The sequence below is a fragment of the Nitrosopumilus ureiphilus genome (assembly GCF_013407185.1).
Taxonomy (GTDB): Archaea; Thermoproteota; Nitrososphaeria; order Nitrososphaerales; family Nitrosopumilaceae; genus Nitrosopumilus; species Nitrosopumilus ureiphilus.
Window position 1 is genome coordinate 774,037 of record NZ_CP026995.1, and the last position, 17,115, is coordinate 791,151.

19 protein-coding genes are annotated in these 17,115 nt (G+C 34.5%); 6 read left to right on the plus strand and 13 right to left on the minus strand.

Translation table 11 applies throughout. The features are described from left to right. Positions 1-15 precede the first annotated feature (15 nt). The 5 genes from C5F50_RS04485 to C5F50_RS04505 form a co-directional block, all read right to left on the minus strand. Entirely contained in the window at positions 16-774 is a 759-nt protein-coding gene (locus C5F50_RS04485) for a hypothetical protein (RefSeq protein WP_246282146.1), read from the minus strand. Positions 775-855: 81 nt separating this feature from the next. Beyond that, complete coding sequence (locus tag C5F50_RS04490; RefSeq protein WP_179372482.1) at positions 856-2,091, minus strand: cation:proton antiporter; 1,236 nt, start codon at positions 2,089-2,091, stop codon at positions 856-858. 499 nt (positions 2,092-2,590) lie between these two features. Further along, positions 2,591-3,613 carry a phosphoribosylformylglycinamidine cyclo-ligase gene (purM, locus tag C5F50_RS04495; protein WP_179372483.1) on the minus strand — a complete coding sequence of 341 codons (1,023 nt, stop codon included), beginning with the start codon at positions 3,611-3,613 and terminating at the stop codon, positions 2,591-2,593. A gap of 49 nt (positions 3,614-3,662) precedes the next feature. Continuing rightward, positions 3,663-4,388, minus strand: coding sequence for a proteasome assembly chaperone family protein (locus C5F50_RS04500; protein ID WP_179372484.1), 726 nt, complete (start codon positions 4,386-4,388; stop codon positions 3,663-3,665). A gap of 22 nt (positions 4,389-4,410) precedes the next feature. After that, positions 4,411-4,758 (minus strand): helix-turn-helix domain-containing protein, encoded by a 348-nt coding sequence (locus C5F50_RS04505; RefSeq protein ID WP_179372485.1) that lies wholly within the window; start codon positions 4,756-4,758, stop codon positions 4,411-4,413. Between the two features lie 176 nt (positions 4,759-4,934). Here C5F50_RS04505 and C5F50_RS04510 point away from each other — a divergent pair, with 176 nt between their 5' ends. Continuing rightward, positions 4,935-5,516 (plus strand): P-II family nitrogen regulator, encoded by a 582-nt coding sequence (locus C5F50_RS04510; RefSeq protein ID WP_179372486.1) that lies wholly within the window; start codon positions 4,935-4,937, stop codon positions 5,514-5,516. A 221-nt stretch (positions 5,517-5,737) separates the two neighbouring features. Here the strand turns inward: C5F50_RS04510 and C5F50_RS04515 are convergent, their stop codons facing one another. After that, positions 5,738-6,067, minus strand: coding sequence for a P-II family nitrogen regulator (locus tag C5F50_RS04515; protein ID WP_179372487.1), 330 nt, complete (start codon positions 6,065-6,067; stop codon positions 5,738-5,740). Positions 6,068-6,183: 116 nt separating this feature from the next. On the opposite strand from C5F50_RS04515, the gene C5F50_RS04520 reads away from it, so the two are divergent. The 3 genes from C5F50_RS04520 to C5F50_RS04530 all read left to right on the plus strand — a co-directional run bounded on the left by C5F50_RS04520 (position 6,184) and on the right by C5F50_RS04530 (position 8,947). Then, positions 6,184-7,491 (plus strand): ammonium transporter, encoded by a 1,308-nt coding sequence (locus tag C5F50_RS04520; RefSeq protein ID WP_179372488.1) that lies wholly within the window; start codon positions 6,184-6,186, stop codon positions 7,489-7,491. 18 nt (positions 7,492-7,509) lie between these two features. Then, on the plus strand, positions 7,510-7,881 hold the full coding sequence (locus tag C5F50_RS04525) for a DUF6659 family protein (RefSeq protein ID WP_179372489.1): 372 nt from the start codon (positions 7,510-7,512) through the stop codon (positions 7,879-7,881). A 130-nt stretch (positions 7,882-8,011) separates the two neighbouring features. Then, positions 8,012-8,947: a calcium/sodium antiporter gene (locus C5F50_RS04530; RefSeq protein ID WP_179372490.1), complete on the plus strand. Its 936-nt coding sequence runs from the start codon at positions 8,012-8,014 to the stop codon at positions 8,945-8,947. 20 nt (positions 8,948-8,967) lie between these two features. On the opposite strand, the gene C5F50_RS04535 is transcribed toward C5F50_RS04530, so the two are convergent. Genes C5F50_RS04535 through C5F50_RS04560 form a run of 6 tightly spaced genes read right to left on the minus strand, consistent with a single transcriptional unit; the run spans position 8,968 to position 15,604 of the window. Further along, on the minus strand, positions 8,968-10,326 hold the full coding sequence (locus C5F50_RS04535) for a TldD/PmbA family protein (RefSeq protein ID WP_179372491.1): 1,359 nt from the start codon (positions 10,324-10,326) through the stop codon (positions 8,968-8,970). Further along, positions 10,327-11,580 carry a 5-amino-6-(D-ribitylamino)uracil--L-tyrosine 4-hydroxyphenyl transferase CofH gene (gene cofH / locus C5F50_RS04540; RefSeq protein WP_179372492.1) on the minus strand — a complete coding sequence of 418 codons (1,254 nt, stop codon included), beginning with the start codon at positions 11,578-11,580 and terminating at the stop codon, positions 10,327-10,329. Further along, entirely contained in the window at positions 11,577-12,752 is a 1,176-nt protein-coding gene (gene cofG / locus C5F50_RS04545; RefSeq protein WP_179372493.1) for a 7,8-didemethyl-8-hydroxy-5-deazariboflavin synthase subunit CofG, read from the minus strand. The genes cofH and cofG overlap by 4 nt, the downstream gene beginning before the upstream one ends. Positions 12,753-12,799: 47 nt before the next feature. After that, on the minus strand, positions 12,800-13,936 hold the full coding sequence (locus C5F50_RS04550) for a S1C family serine protease (RefSeq protein ID WP_179372494.1): 1,137 nt from the start codon (positions 13,934-13,936) through the stop codon (positions 12,800-12,802). A 38-nt stretch (positions 13,937-13,974) separates the two neighbouring features. Further along, entirely contained in the window at positions 13,975-15,183 is a 1,209-nt protein-coding gene (locus C5F50_RS04555) for a glycosyltransferase family 2 protein (protein WP_179372495.1), read from the minus strand. 4 nt (positions 15,184-15,187) lie between these two features. Then, positions 15,188-15,604, minus strand: coding sequence for a type II toxin-antitoxin system RatA family toxin (locus tag C5F50_RS04560; protein WP_179372496.1), 417 nt, complete (start codon positions 15,602-15,604; stop codon positions 15,188-15,190). Positions 15,605-15,757: 153 nt separating this feature from the next. On the opposite strand from C5F50_RS04560, the gene C5F50_RS04565 reads away from it, so the two are divergent. Further along, on the plus strand, positions 15,758-15,973 hold the full coding sequence (locus C5F50_RS04565) for a hypothetical protein (protein ID WP_179372497.1): 216 nt from the start codon (positions 15,758-15,760) through the stop codon (positions 15,971-15,973). Positions 15,974-16,011: 38 nt separating this feature from the next. After that, the gene (locus C5F50_RS04570) at positions 16,012-16,341 is read left to right on the plus strand and encodes a tRNA-binding protein (RefSeq protein WP_179372498.1); all 330 of its coding nucleotides are present in this window, start codon (positions 16,012-16,014) and stop codon (positions 16,339-16,341) included. A gap of 173 nt (positions 16,342-16,514) precedes the next feature. Here the strand turns inward: C5F50_RS04570 and C5F50_RS04575 are convergent, their stop codons facing one another. Continuing rightward, a complete protein-coding gene (locus C5F50_RS04575; RefSeq protein WP_109876135.1) occupies positions 16,515-17,075 on the minus strand; it encodes a TATA-box-binding protein in 561 nt (186 codons plus the stop codon). Positions 17,076-17,115: the final 40 nt, after the last annotated feature.

Genomic DNA, 17,115 nt, shown 5'->3' on the forward strand with positions numbered 1-17,115 from the left:
TGGCTTATCTGCTGTCTATCTTTGCCTAATGGCTTTTCTTTTAGATTTAGTTATCTTTCTAGCTGGTTTTCTCTTTACCACCTTTTTCTTTGCAGCACTCTTTCTAGCTGGTTTTCTCTTTACCACCTTTTTCTTTGCAGCACTCTTTCTAGCTGGTTTTCTCTTTACCACCTTTTTCTTTGCAGCACTCTTTCTAGCTGGTTTTCTCTTTACCACCTTTTTCTTTGCAGCACTCTTTCTAGCTGGTTTTCTCTTTACCACCTTTTTCTTTGCAGCACTCTTTCTAGCTGGTTTTCTCTTTGCAGTATTTTTCTTTTTTGATTTTGTTTCCTTGCTTTCTCTGAGATTTTTTAATTTCTCAATCTCATCTTGAATTATTTTGATCTCTTCGCGAATGTATTTTTGAGGGTTTAGTTTTGAATAAACAAAGTCAACAATTTTCAAATAATCTGCTCCTTTATCTGTACGAACTAAAAATAATTCATTAGAATTTATTGGAATGCTGATAATTGCAGCTTTTTCAAATTCTGTAATTGCAGATCTTTCTTTTCCAATCTTATATGCCAAATTAGTATAGAGATCTCTTTTTTGTATAGAGTAATGAATCGACATTTTGACTTCATCGCCAACTAGTACTTGATCAACATTTTCTTTATGTCCTCCAGCTACAATTTCTCCCTTAACATTTACCACTCCTGCAAATTTCACTTGTGGGAACAGATTGAGAACTTGTTTTGTTAATTCGTTGTAATCAGCAGTCAATTTTTTCACCATCAAATTTTCTGTCAGAGAACATGCTTAATCATAATGAATTTTCTATATATTCTAAGAGTATGTGCTTGTCTGTTCTGGTTTTTACTCGATACTTTGCTCATTATTTCCAGACCTACTTTTTTGTTCTTTTCGGTATTCCATTTTTAACCATATTGGTGTGATAATGGTTGTAACTGCTACCATGATTACAATTGTGGAGTATACTTCAGAAGTAAGAATTCCTGCCGTTACTCCTACACCTGCAACTATCAATCCGACCTCTCCTCTAGAAATCATTCCAATTCCAACTCGCATTCCTTGTTGTTTACTTTTCAAAAATAGCATTGCTGGTAGTCCACAACCAAATAACTTTGTCACGATTGCAACTGCAATAATTATTCCACTTAGCATCAAAATGTTCAAATCTACTGCTCTTAGGTCTACCTGCGCACCGATAATTGCAAAGAATAAAGGTGCGAAAATTAATCCAATTTTTCCAATATAGTTTTCTACTTTTTCAAATACTTTGGTAGTAGATAATGCCATTCCTACTGCAAATGCTCCTACAATCGGTGATAGTCCTATGGAGCCTGCTAGAGCTGCCGCACCAAAAAACGACGCAGTCGCAATTCCTTCAACACTTCCCTTTGCTTTCCATAGTCTTGGTGTGATAATTTTTGGAATCACAACTACTGCCACTACAAGCATAATTGCAAAGAATCCTAATACTTGTAAAATCGTAATTACAATTTCGCTAATGTCTATGTTATCTACCCCTCCATCTGATCCTGCAATGGATGAAACTACTGATAACACTGCAATTGCTAAAATATCATCTACTACAGCTGCTCCTATGATGAGTCTTGCTTCCGGTGTTTTTATTTTGCCAAATTCACTTAGAACTTGAATTGATATTGCAATACTTGTAGCAGTTAGTGCTGTTGCAATAAGCATTGATTGTAATGCATCAAATCCAAACATTTGAAAAATTACAAGACCTGCAAAGAATGGAACTACTACTCCAAGTGTCCCAACAGTAAAAGATGCTTTTCCTCCTTTGAGAAATTCTTTGGGCGTCATCTCAAGTCCTGCCATAAACAAAATTACAATCGCTCCCATTTCTCCAAGTATTCTTATCTCATCGTTGATCTGAAGCAACTGTTTTCCGTCCACAACAAAAAATGCCCCCAATGCAAACGGTCCTACTATCATTCCAGCCAAAAGTTCTCCCAAAACAATTGGAAGTTTTAATCTAAGGAAGAGTTCTGCCATTAGTTTAGCTGCAAAAAGAAGAATTCCTATGCCGATAATTGTCTCAATTAAGTGCGTCTCTACCATTACTATCTTACTGATTTCTAGAAATCTATCATATAAGCTAAATTAGGTTGAAAATAATTTTGTTGTTGGTAAATTAAGCAGTTTAACTAAATGTTCTGAGCATAAAAAAGGATCAAAAATTTCTGATTTTAAAACATATTTAATATGATGATGGAAAAAATGACTAAGAGAAATTCACTGCAATTGCTCTTTCTTTTACTTTTTGTTCAACTGCATCTGAGATAATCCTATGTGTTTGCATCGCAACATCCAATGTTTGTTGAAAATCCATCAAGAGTTTCAGCGATACAAGCCTTTTTGCATACTTGATGTGATATGTGTCTGCGGGTGAAACTGTAGAATGGTTAAAAATTATTGCAGTTACAGAAGATGGTTGATGAAATTAATGCTATGATCTTCCCTACTATAACAAGTGACTTCATCAAATGTACTAGTTTTATCATCCAAATCTCAAAGTTTCTTTAGATTTTGAATTAATTCTTAAATCCTTGTTTTGGACTCAAGCAATTTTTATCGAATTTACAAAAACTCCTTTCTTGGAAATTATCTGTCCTATCTCTTGACTTGATATTTTGTGTTTTGTAAATATTGATTTGATTCTTGTTATCTGGTCTCTTGGTGCGACTACGCAGAATCCTACACCCATGTTAAATGTCTTGTACATCTCTTCAGGTTTTACTCCTTGCTCCTCAACTAATCCCATGATTGGCGGAATTTTTGGCAAAGTGTCAATTTTATATCCTATCTTTTTGAGGCGCAATAGTTTGGTAAATGCTCCTCCAGTTATGTGGGCAAGGCCGTTTACTTTGCACTTTTGAATTATTTCAAGTACTGGATTTGTATAGATTTCAGTAGGCTTTAGTAATGCATCGCCTATTGTTCCTACACCTTTGACTTTGTCTTTAATAGAATATTTTCCAAGGATTGCTTTTCTTGCAAGTGAGTATCCGTTTGAATGAATTCCTGTACTGTTTGCACCAATAATTACATCTCCTGATTTTATTTTATTTCCTAACACCAAATCTTTTTTCTCTACTAATCCTACAACCATTCCTGCCAAATCAAATGCAAATCCTTTTCCTTCAATTACATCTGGCATAATTGCAGTTTCTCCTCCAACTATTGGCATTGCAGATTTCTTTGCACCTGTCACTAATCCCTCTACAATTTTTTTAAATATTGTTACATCGTTTTTGTTTGCAGCAATATAGTCTACAAATGAAATTGGCGTTGCACCAATACAGATTATGTCATTAACATTCATTGCAACACAATCAATTCCTATAGTGTTGTATTTTTTCATCATATTTGCAATTACTACTTTGGTTCCAACACCATCTGTGTGTGTGGCCAAAAGTTTTCCGCCAGGAATCTCCACAATCCCTGCATAATGCCCAAACCCATGTGCTATCTTTGCTTTTTTCTGAAGCTTGTGAGTTGATGCAATTAATTTCCCGATTGCCTGCTGGCTTTGTTTGATTTTAGAAATGTCCACTCCTGCATTTTTGTAGGTTAGGGCCATAGTTTGATGCGTATTTGCTGTGAATAAAAGAATTTGCCTATGATTTCGATCACATGTACATTCCAGCTATCTCTTCTCTGTGCTCTACATATTTCTGAGATAACTCACTAAATTCTGAATGAATTCTATCTTTCTCTTCTTGGAGTTGCTTTGTATCTATATTCAAGTCATAGAATCGATTTATTGCCTCAATTAGAGTTGCCGCTGCTCCTGAATCAGGTGCTACTTTGTTTGCTTTTGCTAATAGGGTCACTCCTTTGATTTCTCTTACTAGACATTCATTTAGTATTCCTCCTGGAATTCCGGTAATGAATCCTTGAGGAATCATACTGATGTCTTTGTCTGCCATAGTTCTTACCAAATCTTCTTCGGCTGCACAATATGCTTTGTAGTCATGCTCTGTACTTGCAACACCATCTAAAATTACAATCTCTTTTGATCCTTTCTGTGCTGCCCAATCTAAAATTGATCCCACTAGGGAGTACAATCCTTCCATTCTCAAAGTTATTTCACAAATTATTGCACATACTGTTCCATCTTGATTTGCATAAAATCGAAATGGATGGCGCAATCTACCTCTCATGAAAACTGTTGATGGTGGTAGGTACCTTGATCTCATCACTGCTATTTGTCGCATTTCTAATTTTTCAATAATATGATTTATTGCAAGAGGGCCTACCAGACCTGCTCCTACAAATCCTGCAAAAATTATCGGACTGTTCAATTCTACTTTCTTTATCTCAAAGACTTCTGCTTCTGGAAATTCTTTCTGCACTGTTTACGTCGATTCGTTCTGTCTAATTACTTTTCTGCATAAACAGATTCAACATAGTTCGTCCTTTGTCTGTAATTGTATAGATCATGTTTGCACCTACTGCTTCTTTTTTGATAAAGTTGTAATCTACACATAGATGTAGATAATTTAGAAATGACTTTTTCATTCTGATTTTTGATTTTGAATACAAATCAGAAAACGTCATAGGGTTTCCTCTTAGTTGATATAGCAACTTTATCAAAGACAATGTGCTAAAATCTCGAGTTCTTGCTTTTACTGCATCAAGAACTTGCTCATCTCTTTGTATGATAAAATCTCCGAATTGGTCTGCCACTTCTAGTGGTACATATGTTAGTCTTGCTCTCATCATACCGTATTGTACGGTACATTACCTTATTAGTCTTTAACTTGAGCTTTGCTTGTCTTTCTAGCTGGTTTTTTTACACCTTGATCATGCCTATTTGCCCTCTTAATTCTAATACGATCTAGTTTTTGGCAATGATAACTACCATTTCTGATAAATAACCCCTTTTTTTGAAATTATTTGTGAAAAAGATAGAGGCAATAATTAAGAGAAAAACTTTCACCACAATTAAGACAAATCTGAATGTGCTAGGGACATATGTAATTGACAAACGAAATTTAGATGACAGTGATATTTATGATGAAGCCAAAGGTTCCCGCATTGGTTCTACTGGAATAAAATCAATACCCCTAGCAAAAATTGAGATTGTCGTATCTAACAAGGATGCCCGAAAAGTTGTCGAAATGATTTCCAAAAATTCTGGTCTTTCATCTGATCATGGAGGAAAAATCTTTGTTTCAGAAATGGAAGAAGTTGTAGATATGGAAACTCTAGATGCAAAACAAGATTTGGAAATTCTTACAGGAGAAAAAACAGAATCTATGCCATTGCCTAAACGAAGTAGGTTTGTTCCATTACAGAAATTCACTTTACATAAACTACAAACAGTTTATGAGTCAAACAAAGAAAAACTCAGAGATGATTATAGAATAAAATCTTTTAGTGATTTTGTAAATTACTGTATTGTAAAGTCACTTCCAACTTTAGAAAAGCAATTGAAAAATCCTACAGTTGTTTATGAAAATACTTTTGGCGACTTTTAGATATAAGGTCCAAACAAAGCAAGTCCTACCAAAGTCATACCAACTGCTGCAAGAATTAATTTTGCAATTGAAACTTTTGAGAGTTTCATAAAGCTAGACCAACAAGCAATGGTATTGTTATGACTCCGCACATTGCTGCTACTTTAAGATAATCTTTACGTTGAAATGGCTGCATCTTTTCTCTGCGAAATAATTTACTTTTGCGCAAATTCATGATGATTCTAAATTGTGTTTTCCCCTTCGTCACCGGTTGCAATATCTACTGCACGTAAAATTTGAGAAACAAAAATTTTTCCAACTCTTCCATTATCTTTGATGATGCCTATAACTTCATCTTCCATTGCATCTACAATTATTGCCTCAATTCTGTATTTGTCATTGAATTGAGGTGTGAAAATCTCACTTCCTTTTGATGCATGAATTTCCGGACCTGGTCTTTTTCCTCTGCCTCTAACTTTGGAGACTGTAAGGCCGCCAATACCGATCTTTTTTAATTCTTCACTTATTGCCATCACGTCATTTTCGCCAAGTATGACTTCGATTTTGAGCATTTAGTTATCATATTGTCCATTACACAAATATAATTTCTGATTTTGATGACTAAATGACTATCATTTGATAATCGATCTTAGTCATTGTTATTAGTTTTGAATTAAGTTTTTTCATAATGGTACTTGATTCTGGGGATACAGCGTGGATGCTAGTGGCTGGTAGTCTTGTACTTTTAATGATCCCTGCATTAGGTCTTTTTGAATCTGGACTTTTAAGAAAAAAGAATGCAGCATCCATTTTCATGCAGATCTTCTTTGGTCTTGCATTACTTAGTGTAATGTGGTTTGTATTTGGATTTAGTTTATCATTTGGTGATTCAACTATGGGCCTAGTTGGAAATATGGATTGGGTATTTCTTAAAGGGGTTCCATCAGATGGTCCATTAGAGCAATATGCTCCAACAATTCCTGGTGTCTTGTTTGTTAAATTCCAATTAATGTTTGCAGCAATTACTCCTCTGTTACTTACAGGAACGATTGCTGAAAGAATGAAGTTTAGCTCATTTATCATATTCATTGCTGCATGGTCTATGCTGATTTACTATCCCCTAGTCCACTGGGTTTGGGGTGGTGGTTGGTTATCTCAGCTAGGGGTAGTTGATTTTGCAGGGGGTATTGTTATTCACACAAGTGTGGGAATGGCAGCTCTTGCTGCAGCAATTGTACTTGGTAAGAGAAGACATTATGGTCCTGCCATTATGATCCCTCATAGTATTCCACTTGCAGTTCTTGGTTCTTCATTATTATGGCTAGGATGGTTTGGATTTAACGCGGGAAGTGCACTTTCAGCTTCTGGCGGTGTTGCAGGCAATACTGTAATTGTTACTCACATGGCTTCTTCAGTTTCTGCTTTAATTTGGGCTGGTCTTTCTTGGATTAGAACAGGAAAGCCATCAGTTGTTGCAACAATTAATGGTGCAATTGCAGGTCTTGCTGGAATTACACCTGCATCTGGATTTGTAAGTGCAGAACATGCATTTGTAATTGGTATTGCAATTGGTGTTATTTCATATTCTGGAGTCGTACTATTCAAAGAAAAATTAAAGATTGATGATGCACTTGATGTAAGCTCTGTTCACGGAGTTGCAGGAATTGTAGGTGCTCTTGCAATAGGACTCTTTGCAAGCACAGCGATTAATCCAGGCGGTGTTGATGGATTGCTATTTGGAAATCCAGATCAATTATGGATTCAAGCAGTAGGCGTTGGTGTTGCAGGTGCAATGGGCTTTGGTGGAACTTGGATAATTCTACAAGTGATGAAGCATCTAATTGGAATTAGGGTTTCCCCTGAAGTAGAAGATGTTGGTCTAGATATTAGTGAGCATGCAGAATCTGCTTATTCTGATGAAGAGGAATTCATGTTGGATATGGATACCTTTACAGAGGAATTACAGGAAAAGGATGAAATATTCCGAAAAAAGTAGAATTTCTGGTGTAGTATTATGGCAATAAATTATGATGAACTATCAAAAAAAGTGCTTGCTTTAGATTCACAGGTTAGATTTGCAGGTGTCGCAAATAGCAAAGGTGAGCTTGTATCTGGAGGACATAATGAAAATATTGAAGGGATGCTGTCAAGCGATGAGGTTAAAATGTCGATTCATTATGCACTACAAAAAAGAGAACTTTACACTAATTTGGCATACAAAATTGGAAAAGAAACATCTTCTATCACAGAATATGAAAAAGTCACAATGATTAGTGTCCCAATTAATTCTAATGAATTATTTATGATCAGCACTGAGCCAAGGGCAGATTATTTGAAGATAATTGATTATGTGCATTCTGTACTTGATTCTCCAAAAGACGCTTAATAGTGTTAATTTTAGAAATTTTCATTTTATTTTGAGCCTATAAATGATTTTTAAAATTAGCTTGAATTGTTAGAATTGTGAAATTATAGTAAATCATTGACTTTAAACCCCCATACTTGGAAATCCCATTGTGGATGTAGTAATCAATGCAGTGTTGACTATAGTTGGATTAGTCATGCTATGTTTTGGTGGAAATTGGTTAGTCAGTGGTGGTGTTGCAATTGCCAAAAAATTTAGAATTAGCAATCTTGTAATTGGAATGACTATAGTTGCATATGGTACTTCTACTCCTGAGCTTGCAGCAAGTGTTGCAGCAGCTGGTGAACACAGTGGAATAATTTTGGGAAATATTATTGGAAGCAACATTGCAAATGTTGGAATGGTTATAGGAATTGCAGCAATACTTGTTCCACTTGCAGTAAGTAAATCAGTTTTACGAAAAGAAATTCCAATAATGCTTGGTGTTTCTTTTCTATTGGTTTTGGTTTCAATTGATGGTGAAATCTCTGCATATGATGGAATTTTACTGCTTGCAGGATTAGGTGTTTTTGGATATTATACATTCAAGGATGCAATGAAGCATAGGGAAGAAAATAATGCAAGTTCTGAGAAAAGCAAAAATAACATCTATCTAAAATCTTTTGGGCTAATTGGGATAGGTGTTGTTCTTTTGTATGTTGGTGCAATTCTTACAGTTGATAATGCAGTCATATTAGCTCAAGAATTTGGTATGTCTGAAAAAATGATTGGTTTAACTGTAATCGCAATTGGAACATCCCTTCCAGAACTAATTACTTCATTAATTGCGATAAGAAAAGGACATGGGGATATCGGTGTTGGCAATATCATTGGAAGTAACATTTACAATATTTTGATGATAATGGGTATTGGTGCAGCACTTGGCGGCGTGATGGTTGCCCCTGATGTTTTCATTGATTATGCAATCATGATTGTCTTTAGTGTTTCATTGTTACTTGCTTTGAAAACTGGAATAATTAATCGCATCATGGGCGTTTACATTACTGTGGGTTATGCTGCGTATCTAATTTTCACATTTTTTAATTAATTTGGGCCTGAATTTCTCCTTTAGATTGATTTTACTGAAATATTTTCTGCCTTTATTGATGGTGTAATTGATGGTAGTGATGCCCATTGAATGACGTTTCTTTGATCACTTCCAATTTCTGAGATGTTTTTTAGCATTGTTGCAAGATTGTGAATTATTCTAACTGATTTTCCAGAGCTTTTAATTTTCCCATTCTTAATTATTTTTATGCCACTTCTTGCAGTACATGAAAAGTCTCCTTTGATTGGATTTACTGCATATGTATACCATAATCTTCCAACTAGTAATCCGTGTTTTGTATCTTTAATCATGTCTTCTTGAGAACTTTTTCCCGGATTAATTTTTAGATTGTGAGGTGATGAAATTGGAATTGGTTCTGAACTTTTTCCAATAGGGATTCCTAAACGTAATGCATTTCCCGAAGATTGCCCTCCTTCTTTATAACTATCAAAAAGATTTGAAAAAGTATTCTTAAAAATTCCATCTTCTATCAAACTTTGTTTCTTAGTTTCAATTCCTTCATCATCTACTGATTTTGTCCCTATTCCTTCTGAAGCATGAGGATCATCAATAAGATTGAATTGTTCTATTGCAATCTTTTTTTCAAAATTATTTGAGAAACAACTTTTCTTTTCTATGAATGTCTTAAAATTAAAATTTGATGCTACAACAAATGCTAATAACTCTCCCACTGAATATGGCTCAAAAATAATTGAATAGACATCAGAATCAATTTTTTGCGGGTTTATTGATTCTAAACACATTTTCTTTGCATCGGTTCCTATTTTTTCTGCTGAAAAATGTGATAATGTTCTGCAACTATCATGTCCGATTCCTGACACTGGCAGTGTTCCGAATTCTGATTCTGCATTAATTATTCCTGAAATGTATGTGGCCTTTTCTTTGAGGTTTAGTCCATTGGAATTTTCAAGTTCAAAATCATCTGTAACAATATTCAATGAGCCTGTAATCGTGGTTATTTTGTCGTTATTAGATGCATTTATCATAGATTCTGCGATATCCATTGCATGGGATCCTGAAATCTTTTCAAGTTTCTCATCATATGTGCCGTATATTTGTCGTGATTTTACTTTGAATGGTAGTCCTCCCCAAAATTCTCTTGGTTTGAGATTTGATAATATCTTTAGTGAATCATTTATTGCGGCTTCAATTTCATGTTGATTTGTAGTCTGAATTGATGCAATTTTTTTATTGTGAATTAGTCTAATGCCGTAACTCTCATCAAAGTTTTGTTTTGTTTCTGCAATTTCTGAATCTGTGATTCTTACAGTTGTAATCTTTTTTTTCAAAACAACTACTTCAGATTCATCTACTCCGATCTTCTTTGAATGATTCAATGCCTTTTCTAAGGCAGACATTTATTTCTCTCTTGGATTTTTGTATTTGAATTTGTTAATTTTAATTAATTCCACATAAGATCCAAATTGGGATGCATCTGATACTCTGTCTAGTTTCTCATCTATTTCTTCTTCTGTGTCAAACTTTTTTAGAATTTTGTAATTGGTATTTCTCTCTGCCGGTATTCTTCCAATTTCTTTTACCATTCTTCTGATTTCTTTTGGTCTTAATAATTGTCCATGCTCTGATCCTGCAGAAGTTGAAATGCTTTCATTGATGAGTGTGCCTCCAAAATCATTTGCGCCCCACATTAGTAGTAACTGAGACATTTTTTGTCCTTCTTTGACCCATGACATCTGTATATTGTCAATTGAATTGTTCAACATTATTCTTGCAACTGCATGTGTTAGCAAGACATCATTTCCACTTCCACCTTGTCTTATTCCTTCATGTAATTGGTGTTTGTACATTGGTGCTTCAGTATGAATGAAATTTAGAGGAACAAATTCAGTAAATCCACCCGTCTCTTTTTGTATCTCTCTTAATTTTGCAATATGGTCAACTCTTTGTTCTAGTGTTTCTAAATGTCCAAACATCATAGTTGATGTGGTATTAATTCCCATTCTGTGAGCATTTTTGATTATCTTTTCCCAGTTTTTCACACTTATTCTTCCTGGGGAAATTGTATCTCTTAGTTTTTGATCAAGAATCTCAGCTGATGTTCCTGGAAGTGTATCTACTCCTGCATCTTTCATTCTTTTTAGAAACTCATCAATTGAAATCTCTGATCTTGATGCCCCGTAAAGAATCTCTTCGGGAGAAAATCCGTGTATGTGTATGTCTGGAATCTCTTTTTTGATTTCCCTGCAAATATTCTCATAAAGATCCCCTTTCATGTCAGGTGGAAGTCCTGCTTGAATGCAGACCTCGGTTGCACCTAACTGATGTGCCTCTTTTGCCCTTCGTACTATTTCTTCAGTTGGAAGAAAATATCCTTCCACTTCTCGAAAATCTCTACTAAATGCACAAAATCCGCATTGTTTAATGCAGACATTTGTAAAATTGATGTTTCTATTAACCACGTATGATACAATGTCTCCTACTCTTCTTCTTCTAATTTCATCTGCAACCATACCTACTAGATGAAAATCAATTCCATTTGTTTTGTATAATGCTAATCCATCTTCAGCTGAAATTTCCTTGTCTGATAATGCACTGTTTAAAATTTCTGATATGAGTGGATCTGCATTTTTTAAAAGTGAATCTATGTTCATTGTCCTCTCCAATACTCCTCTTTTACCAATCCTTCCTCATTTTCAATTACTGCCATCTTGTCTCTTAACTCTTTACTAATAAAAGAAAAAAATTCTGGATATACTGGGAATCTACACTTTAATTCAAACCCTGCATCCTTGGAATCACTATCTATTTTGTTAATCTCGGGCCACACAAATTCTGGATTGACAAAATCAGGAGTAAGTGGTGATACTCCTCCCCAATCATTTATCCCAACTGATAGAAAGCTTTGATATGATTTGGGAGATAGGTTTGGAGGAATCTGTATGTTCATCTCAGGTATTATTATTCTTGATAATGCAACAATTGTTTTGAAATACTTTTCATCGACTGATGGTTCATTTTTCATAACTGTATCTGGCTTTGGTTGAAAGTTTTGTAAAATTACCTCTTGAATGTTTCCATATTTTCTATGTAGTTCTCTGATTGCTAAAATTGAATCAATTACTTCCTCAATAGTTTCTCCTATTCCCACAAGAATCCCTGTAGTCATTGGAATGCCAAGTTTTCCAGAGTTTTCTAACACTTGTAATCTTGCCTTTGGTCTTTTACTTGCTGCCAGATAGTGTGGCATTCCCCTCTCTGTTAGTCTTTCACTGATGTTTTCAAGCATAATTCCCATTGAAACATTTGTTTTTTTCATCTCCCTCATCTCTTCAAAATTAAGATTTCCTGCATTAGTGTGTGGGAATAGTCCTAATTCTAATGCTATCTCTGATGAATGAATTAGATATTCTACAGTTGTTTTGAATCCATTTTCTTTTAGCCAGTCACGTGCTTCTTGATATCTTTGTTCTGGTTGTTCTCCAGTAACAAAAAGTGTTTCAACACATCTGTATTTTTTTGCAAGTTGTAGTAATTCTAGAATTTGTTGTTTTGACATTAAAGATAGTTTTTTTGCTCCTGGTTCTGCTTTGTATGTGCAATAAGAACAAGTATCCTTACATAGATTAACAATGTTGAAAAATGCTTTTTTTGAAAATGTAACCGTATTTTTTTTGAATTTTTCTCTTAGATTTTGAGCTGCTGAAAAAAGCTCAGTAGGATCATTTCTAGCACTTTGATAAATTTCAGAAATATCTTCACGAGATATGGTTTTGTTCTCTAAAACTTTGTTTAAACTCTCAGAGTTTAAGACAAGCTTGTTCAACAGAATCATTCCTGACTAGAAGTATTTATTCTTGTGTTATGCTAATTTCAATTTGGTCTTTCTTCTAGAACAATTGTTACATTTGTTGTTCTGCCATCTCTTAAAATCTCTAAAACCATTTCATCTCCAATGGTTTTTGCCCGCTGAAGATGTATCAAAATATCATCAATTTTTCTAACTTCTTTTCCATCTACTGCTAGTATGATGTCTCCGCCAACGGCATAACTTAATCCATCGACTTCAATTGTTTTATTAGAACCAACCAGACCAGCTTTTGATGCAGGACTATCCTCTACTACTGTAACTACCATAAATCCTACTGCATCCTTTAACTCCAAAACTTTTGCCAAGTCTGGATCGATATCTCTTCCTGAAATTCCAATCCATGGGTGCTTGTATTCTCCTTTTTCAATAAGAATGGGTACAATTTTTGCGATCGTTTGTGAGGGTATTGCAAATCCAACTCCTGTAAATTCACCTGTAGCTGATTGGATTGCAGTGTTTATCCCAACTATTCCTCCTCGCATATTTAGCAATGGCCCACCAGAGTTTCCTGGATTAATTGCCGCATCAGTTTGAATTACATCTGGAATAGAATATCCATTACCTGATGGTAGTAATCTCCCTAACTGACTTACGATTCCTGATGTCATAGAGCCTGATAATCCAAATGGATTTCCAATTGCAGCTATTTGCTCTCCTACTTTGAGATTAGAAGAATCTCCAAGCGATAATGGATGCAAAAATTCCAAATCTGCATTAACCTTTACCACTGCCATATCTGTAAATTCGTCTGATCCTATAATTTCTGCATTATATGATCTTCCATCAAGAAATGTAATTACTACTTTGTTTGCACCATTTACAACATGTGCATTTGTAATAATATGTCCAATTTTATCAAAAACAAATCCAGAACCTACGCCATTAACAATATCTGCTGATTCACTTCTTTGTACGTTAACTCTAACTACTCCGGGTTCTGATTTTTCAAAAATCTCAATTAATGATAATTTTTTTGAATAAACAGGTGTTACTTCCCCAACTGTACTTGCTGAATTACCATTACTAACTATAATCTCAGGTTTTATTGATTCTGGAGGTGAAATGAATAACACTGTAAATAATACTAATACAATCGCTGCTCCCATTGCACTTCCGACAAGAATTCCTGATTTGTCCATGAGATTCTTAGTTCCCTGTTTTGTATCTAAAAGGCTTACTATATACTGATGGAACTTTGAGTATGGTCTTTCATGGAATAATTCCTACCTCTCCACATTATTGATTCATTTCTTTTTGCCTGTAATAGTCCACTTAGAAATCCTAGGACTACTACCAAACTACCTAATGGTGCAAACAACGCATGAATCAATCTTAGGTGTAGTCCAATCTTTGTCTCAATAATTGCTCCTGTATAGATTAATAGTGATGATACTGCTGCAGAAATACCGAGTATTTTTCCAGATACTTCTTCAACTGGCATGGATACTGATACTGCAAAAATTGGAAATGGCACAAATAACAAAAATGCTACAGCAACGAAAATTCCAATCGCAATTTTTCTATTTTGAAGGTATAATGGAATCATTAATCTTTTTAGAGCATTCCATAAAGTGCTTTTGTCTCTTGCCCATACTGCATCGATTAGATGATCGCCTCTTACCATCTTCATTTTATGTCCTGCTTCTTTGACTTTTTTACCCAAAGCCCCATCTTCAATAATTTCGTGTTTAACTCCTTCATGCATACCTACATTTTCATATGTTTCTTTTTTTAAAATGAAAAAACTACCAAAAAAGTAACCTGTTTTTTTTGCAGGATTGTTTACATTCAATGCAGAAAATCTACTATGCAAAAATGTAGAGATCATTGGGAGTGTAATTTTTGTCCAAAAATCAAATGTTATCATTTTGGGAATAGCAGACAATGCATCTAAATTAAATGAAATTAAATGTCCTACTGCCAATGATATTACATTTTGAACATGCTTTGTGTCTGCATCAGTGAATAGTAAAAGTTCCCCGGTTGCTTTTTTGTATCCTTCCATACATGCCCAATTTTTCCCCATCCATCCTTCTGGTTTAGGTCTTGCAATTACTGGAATTACTTTGGAATATTTTTCTGCATATTGAAAAATAATTTTTTGTGTATTGTCCTCTGATGAATCATCAATTGCTATTATTTCATAATCTTTGTAATCTTGATCAATTAACGAGTCTAGACATTTACTGATAAACTCTTCTTCATTTCTTGCTGGAAGAATTATTGATATTTTAGGACTAGACTCGGATGTATTTTCAAATTTGTCTAGATATGGTGTAAATCTAAATGAATCAACCATGGATTTGATAAGAAAAATCCACGCTCCACAAATTCCAATCAAAATTGCAGTTAATGAATAGTTGAAAATATCTAAAATCAATTCCATGAATTTATCGCTCTATCTCTTCTTTGATGCTCTGCATAGCTTGCTCTGTTCCACTTTTGATGTGGTTTTTAATCATACCTGTGAACATTCCCATCATTCCAGTTAGTTTTATGTCCCAAACTGTTCGGAGTATGGTTTTTTCCTCATTTGGTATGATTGTTACTATTTTTTCTCCATTGATGATGCCTTTTGTGAATTTGGCCTCTATTCTCTTTTTAGGTTCGAGTTTCACTTCTTGGAGACATTTTTGATCCCTGAATGCTATTGTGATTTCTCGTTTGATTGTATCTCCCTCTTTTGACAGGTTCTTGACTTTTTTTGTTCCCTTCCAAAATTTTGGTTCATTGTCAATATCTGAAACTATGTCCCAAACTTTGTCAACTGTGGCATTAATTTCTACTTCAACTTCTATTGTAGCCATGTACAAAATCATTTCTTCCGCATTAAATATATTAGATTCCAATTACATTGTAAATAGACTGTGATGGGCAACATGCCTAAAATCCGGAACAGTAACTCCAGTTCCAATGGCGTTTGCCATTCTTCCGTCACAGTCACTTAAAATTTGAAAAAAATGAAACCCACAAAATACATGCCAAAAATTGGAACATTAGACGGTGCTAGTTTTTGGAAGAATGCTTATGCTCATCAGCGTGGCAAATTGTTAAAAAAAGTAAATGTTCCTGAAGATCAAATCATTGGATTGGTTAACAAAAAGTACATGGAACTTCCTGCCGCTCTAAGATATGAAATTGAAACTAGTGGAATCGATAAAAAGGAATTACAGTAAATGCGAATTTATTTTAACAGGAAAAATTAGGGTTTATCATGTCAAATGTTTCATATGATGATTTTGCAAAACTAGACATTAGAGTTGCAAAAATTATTTCAACTGAACCTATTGAAGGTAAATCTAAAATCATCAAAGGCTTAATTGATTTGGGAAATGATGATAAACGGGATGTCATAATTGGCGGTGCTCAATATTACCAACCTGAAGATATTGTAGGAAAGACTGTAATTGTAATTGCAAATCTAGAACCAAAAAAGATGGCAGGTGTTGAATCAAATGCCATGCTGTTAGCAGCAGATGTTGATGACAAACCATTTTGGTTGACAGTAAATGAAGATGTCCCATTGGGCAGTCCGATAATGTAATTTTTTAATTTTTGAAAGAGAGTCCAAGTTACATCTCTCCCATATTTTCAAAGTAGGTTCTTTGGGAACCCTTTTTTCAGAATTGGATGACTATTGTTTCAAAATTTGTATAAAAGGATAATTGTGTTTATATGTGAATTATAATAATTAATGAAAATAGATTAGATTTATGACTAATCATAAATCATTAGGTTTTTTTCTTCTAGTAATGCGTGTAAGTTATTAACAGATCTGTAAACATCTGGTTCTTGCTTTGCTCCTGTACAGACAAGTTTTCCTGATGAAAATAACAAAATTACTGTCTTAGGATCTAGCATTCTGTGAATAAGTCCTGGGAATTGTTCTGGCTCGTACATGCTTCTAGGTAACGTTCTGGCTGCTTGCTCTAAATGGATTTTTCCACCTAGATTAATTGATGCTACAATGTTTTGAATTTGTACTGTTGCATCTTTTTTTACTTTAATTCCTCCTTTTCGAAGTTTTTGTACCACTGTCTTTACTGCTTTTCTTGCCATCTCTTCAGATTTGGAACCAGTACATACCATTTTACCTGAAGTGAAAATCAATGTCGCCGTCTTTGGTGTCTTTAATCTAAAAACTAGACCTGGAAATTGATCCGGATGATATTCTACATCTGGAAATGTTTTAGTGATCTCATTCAAGTCCATCTTCTGGTCCACAGAAGCTGAGGCAACAACGTTTTCCACGCTTACAATTGGTTTTGTTTGTGGCATATTCAGCTTTTTTGTATTTGAACTATAATAAAAGCACTCG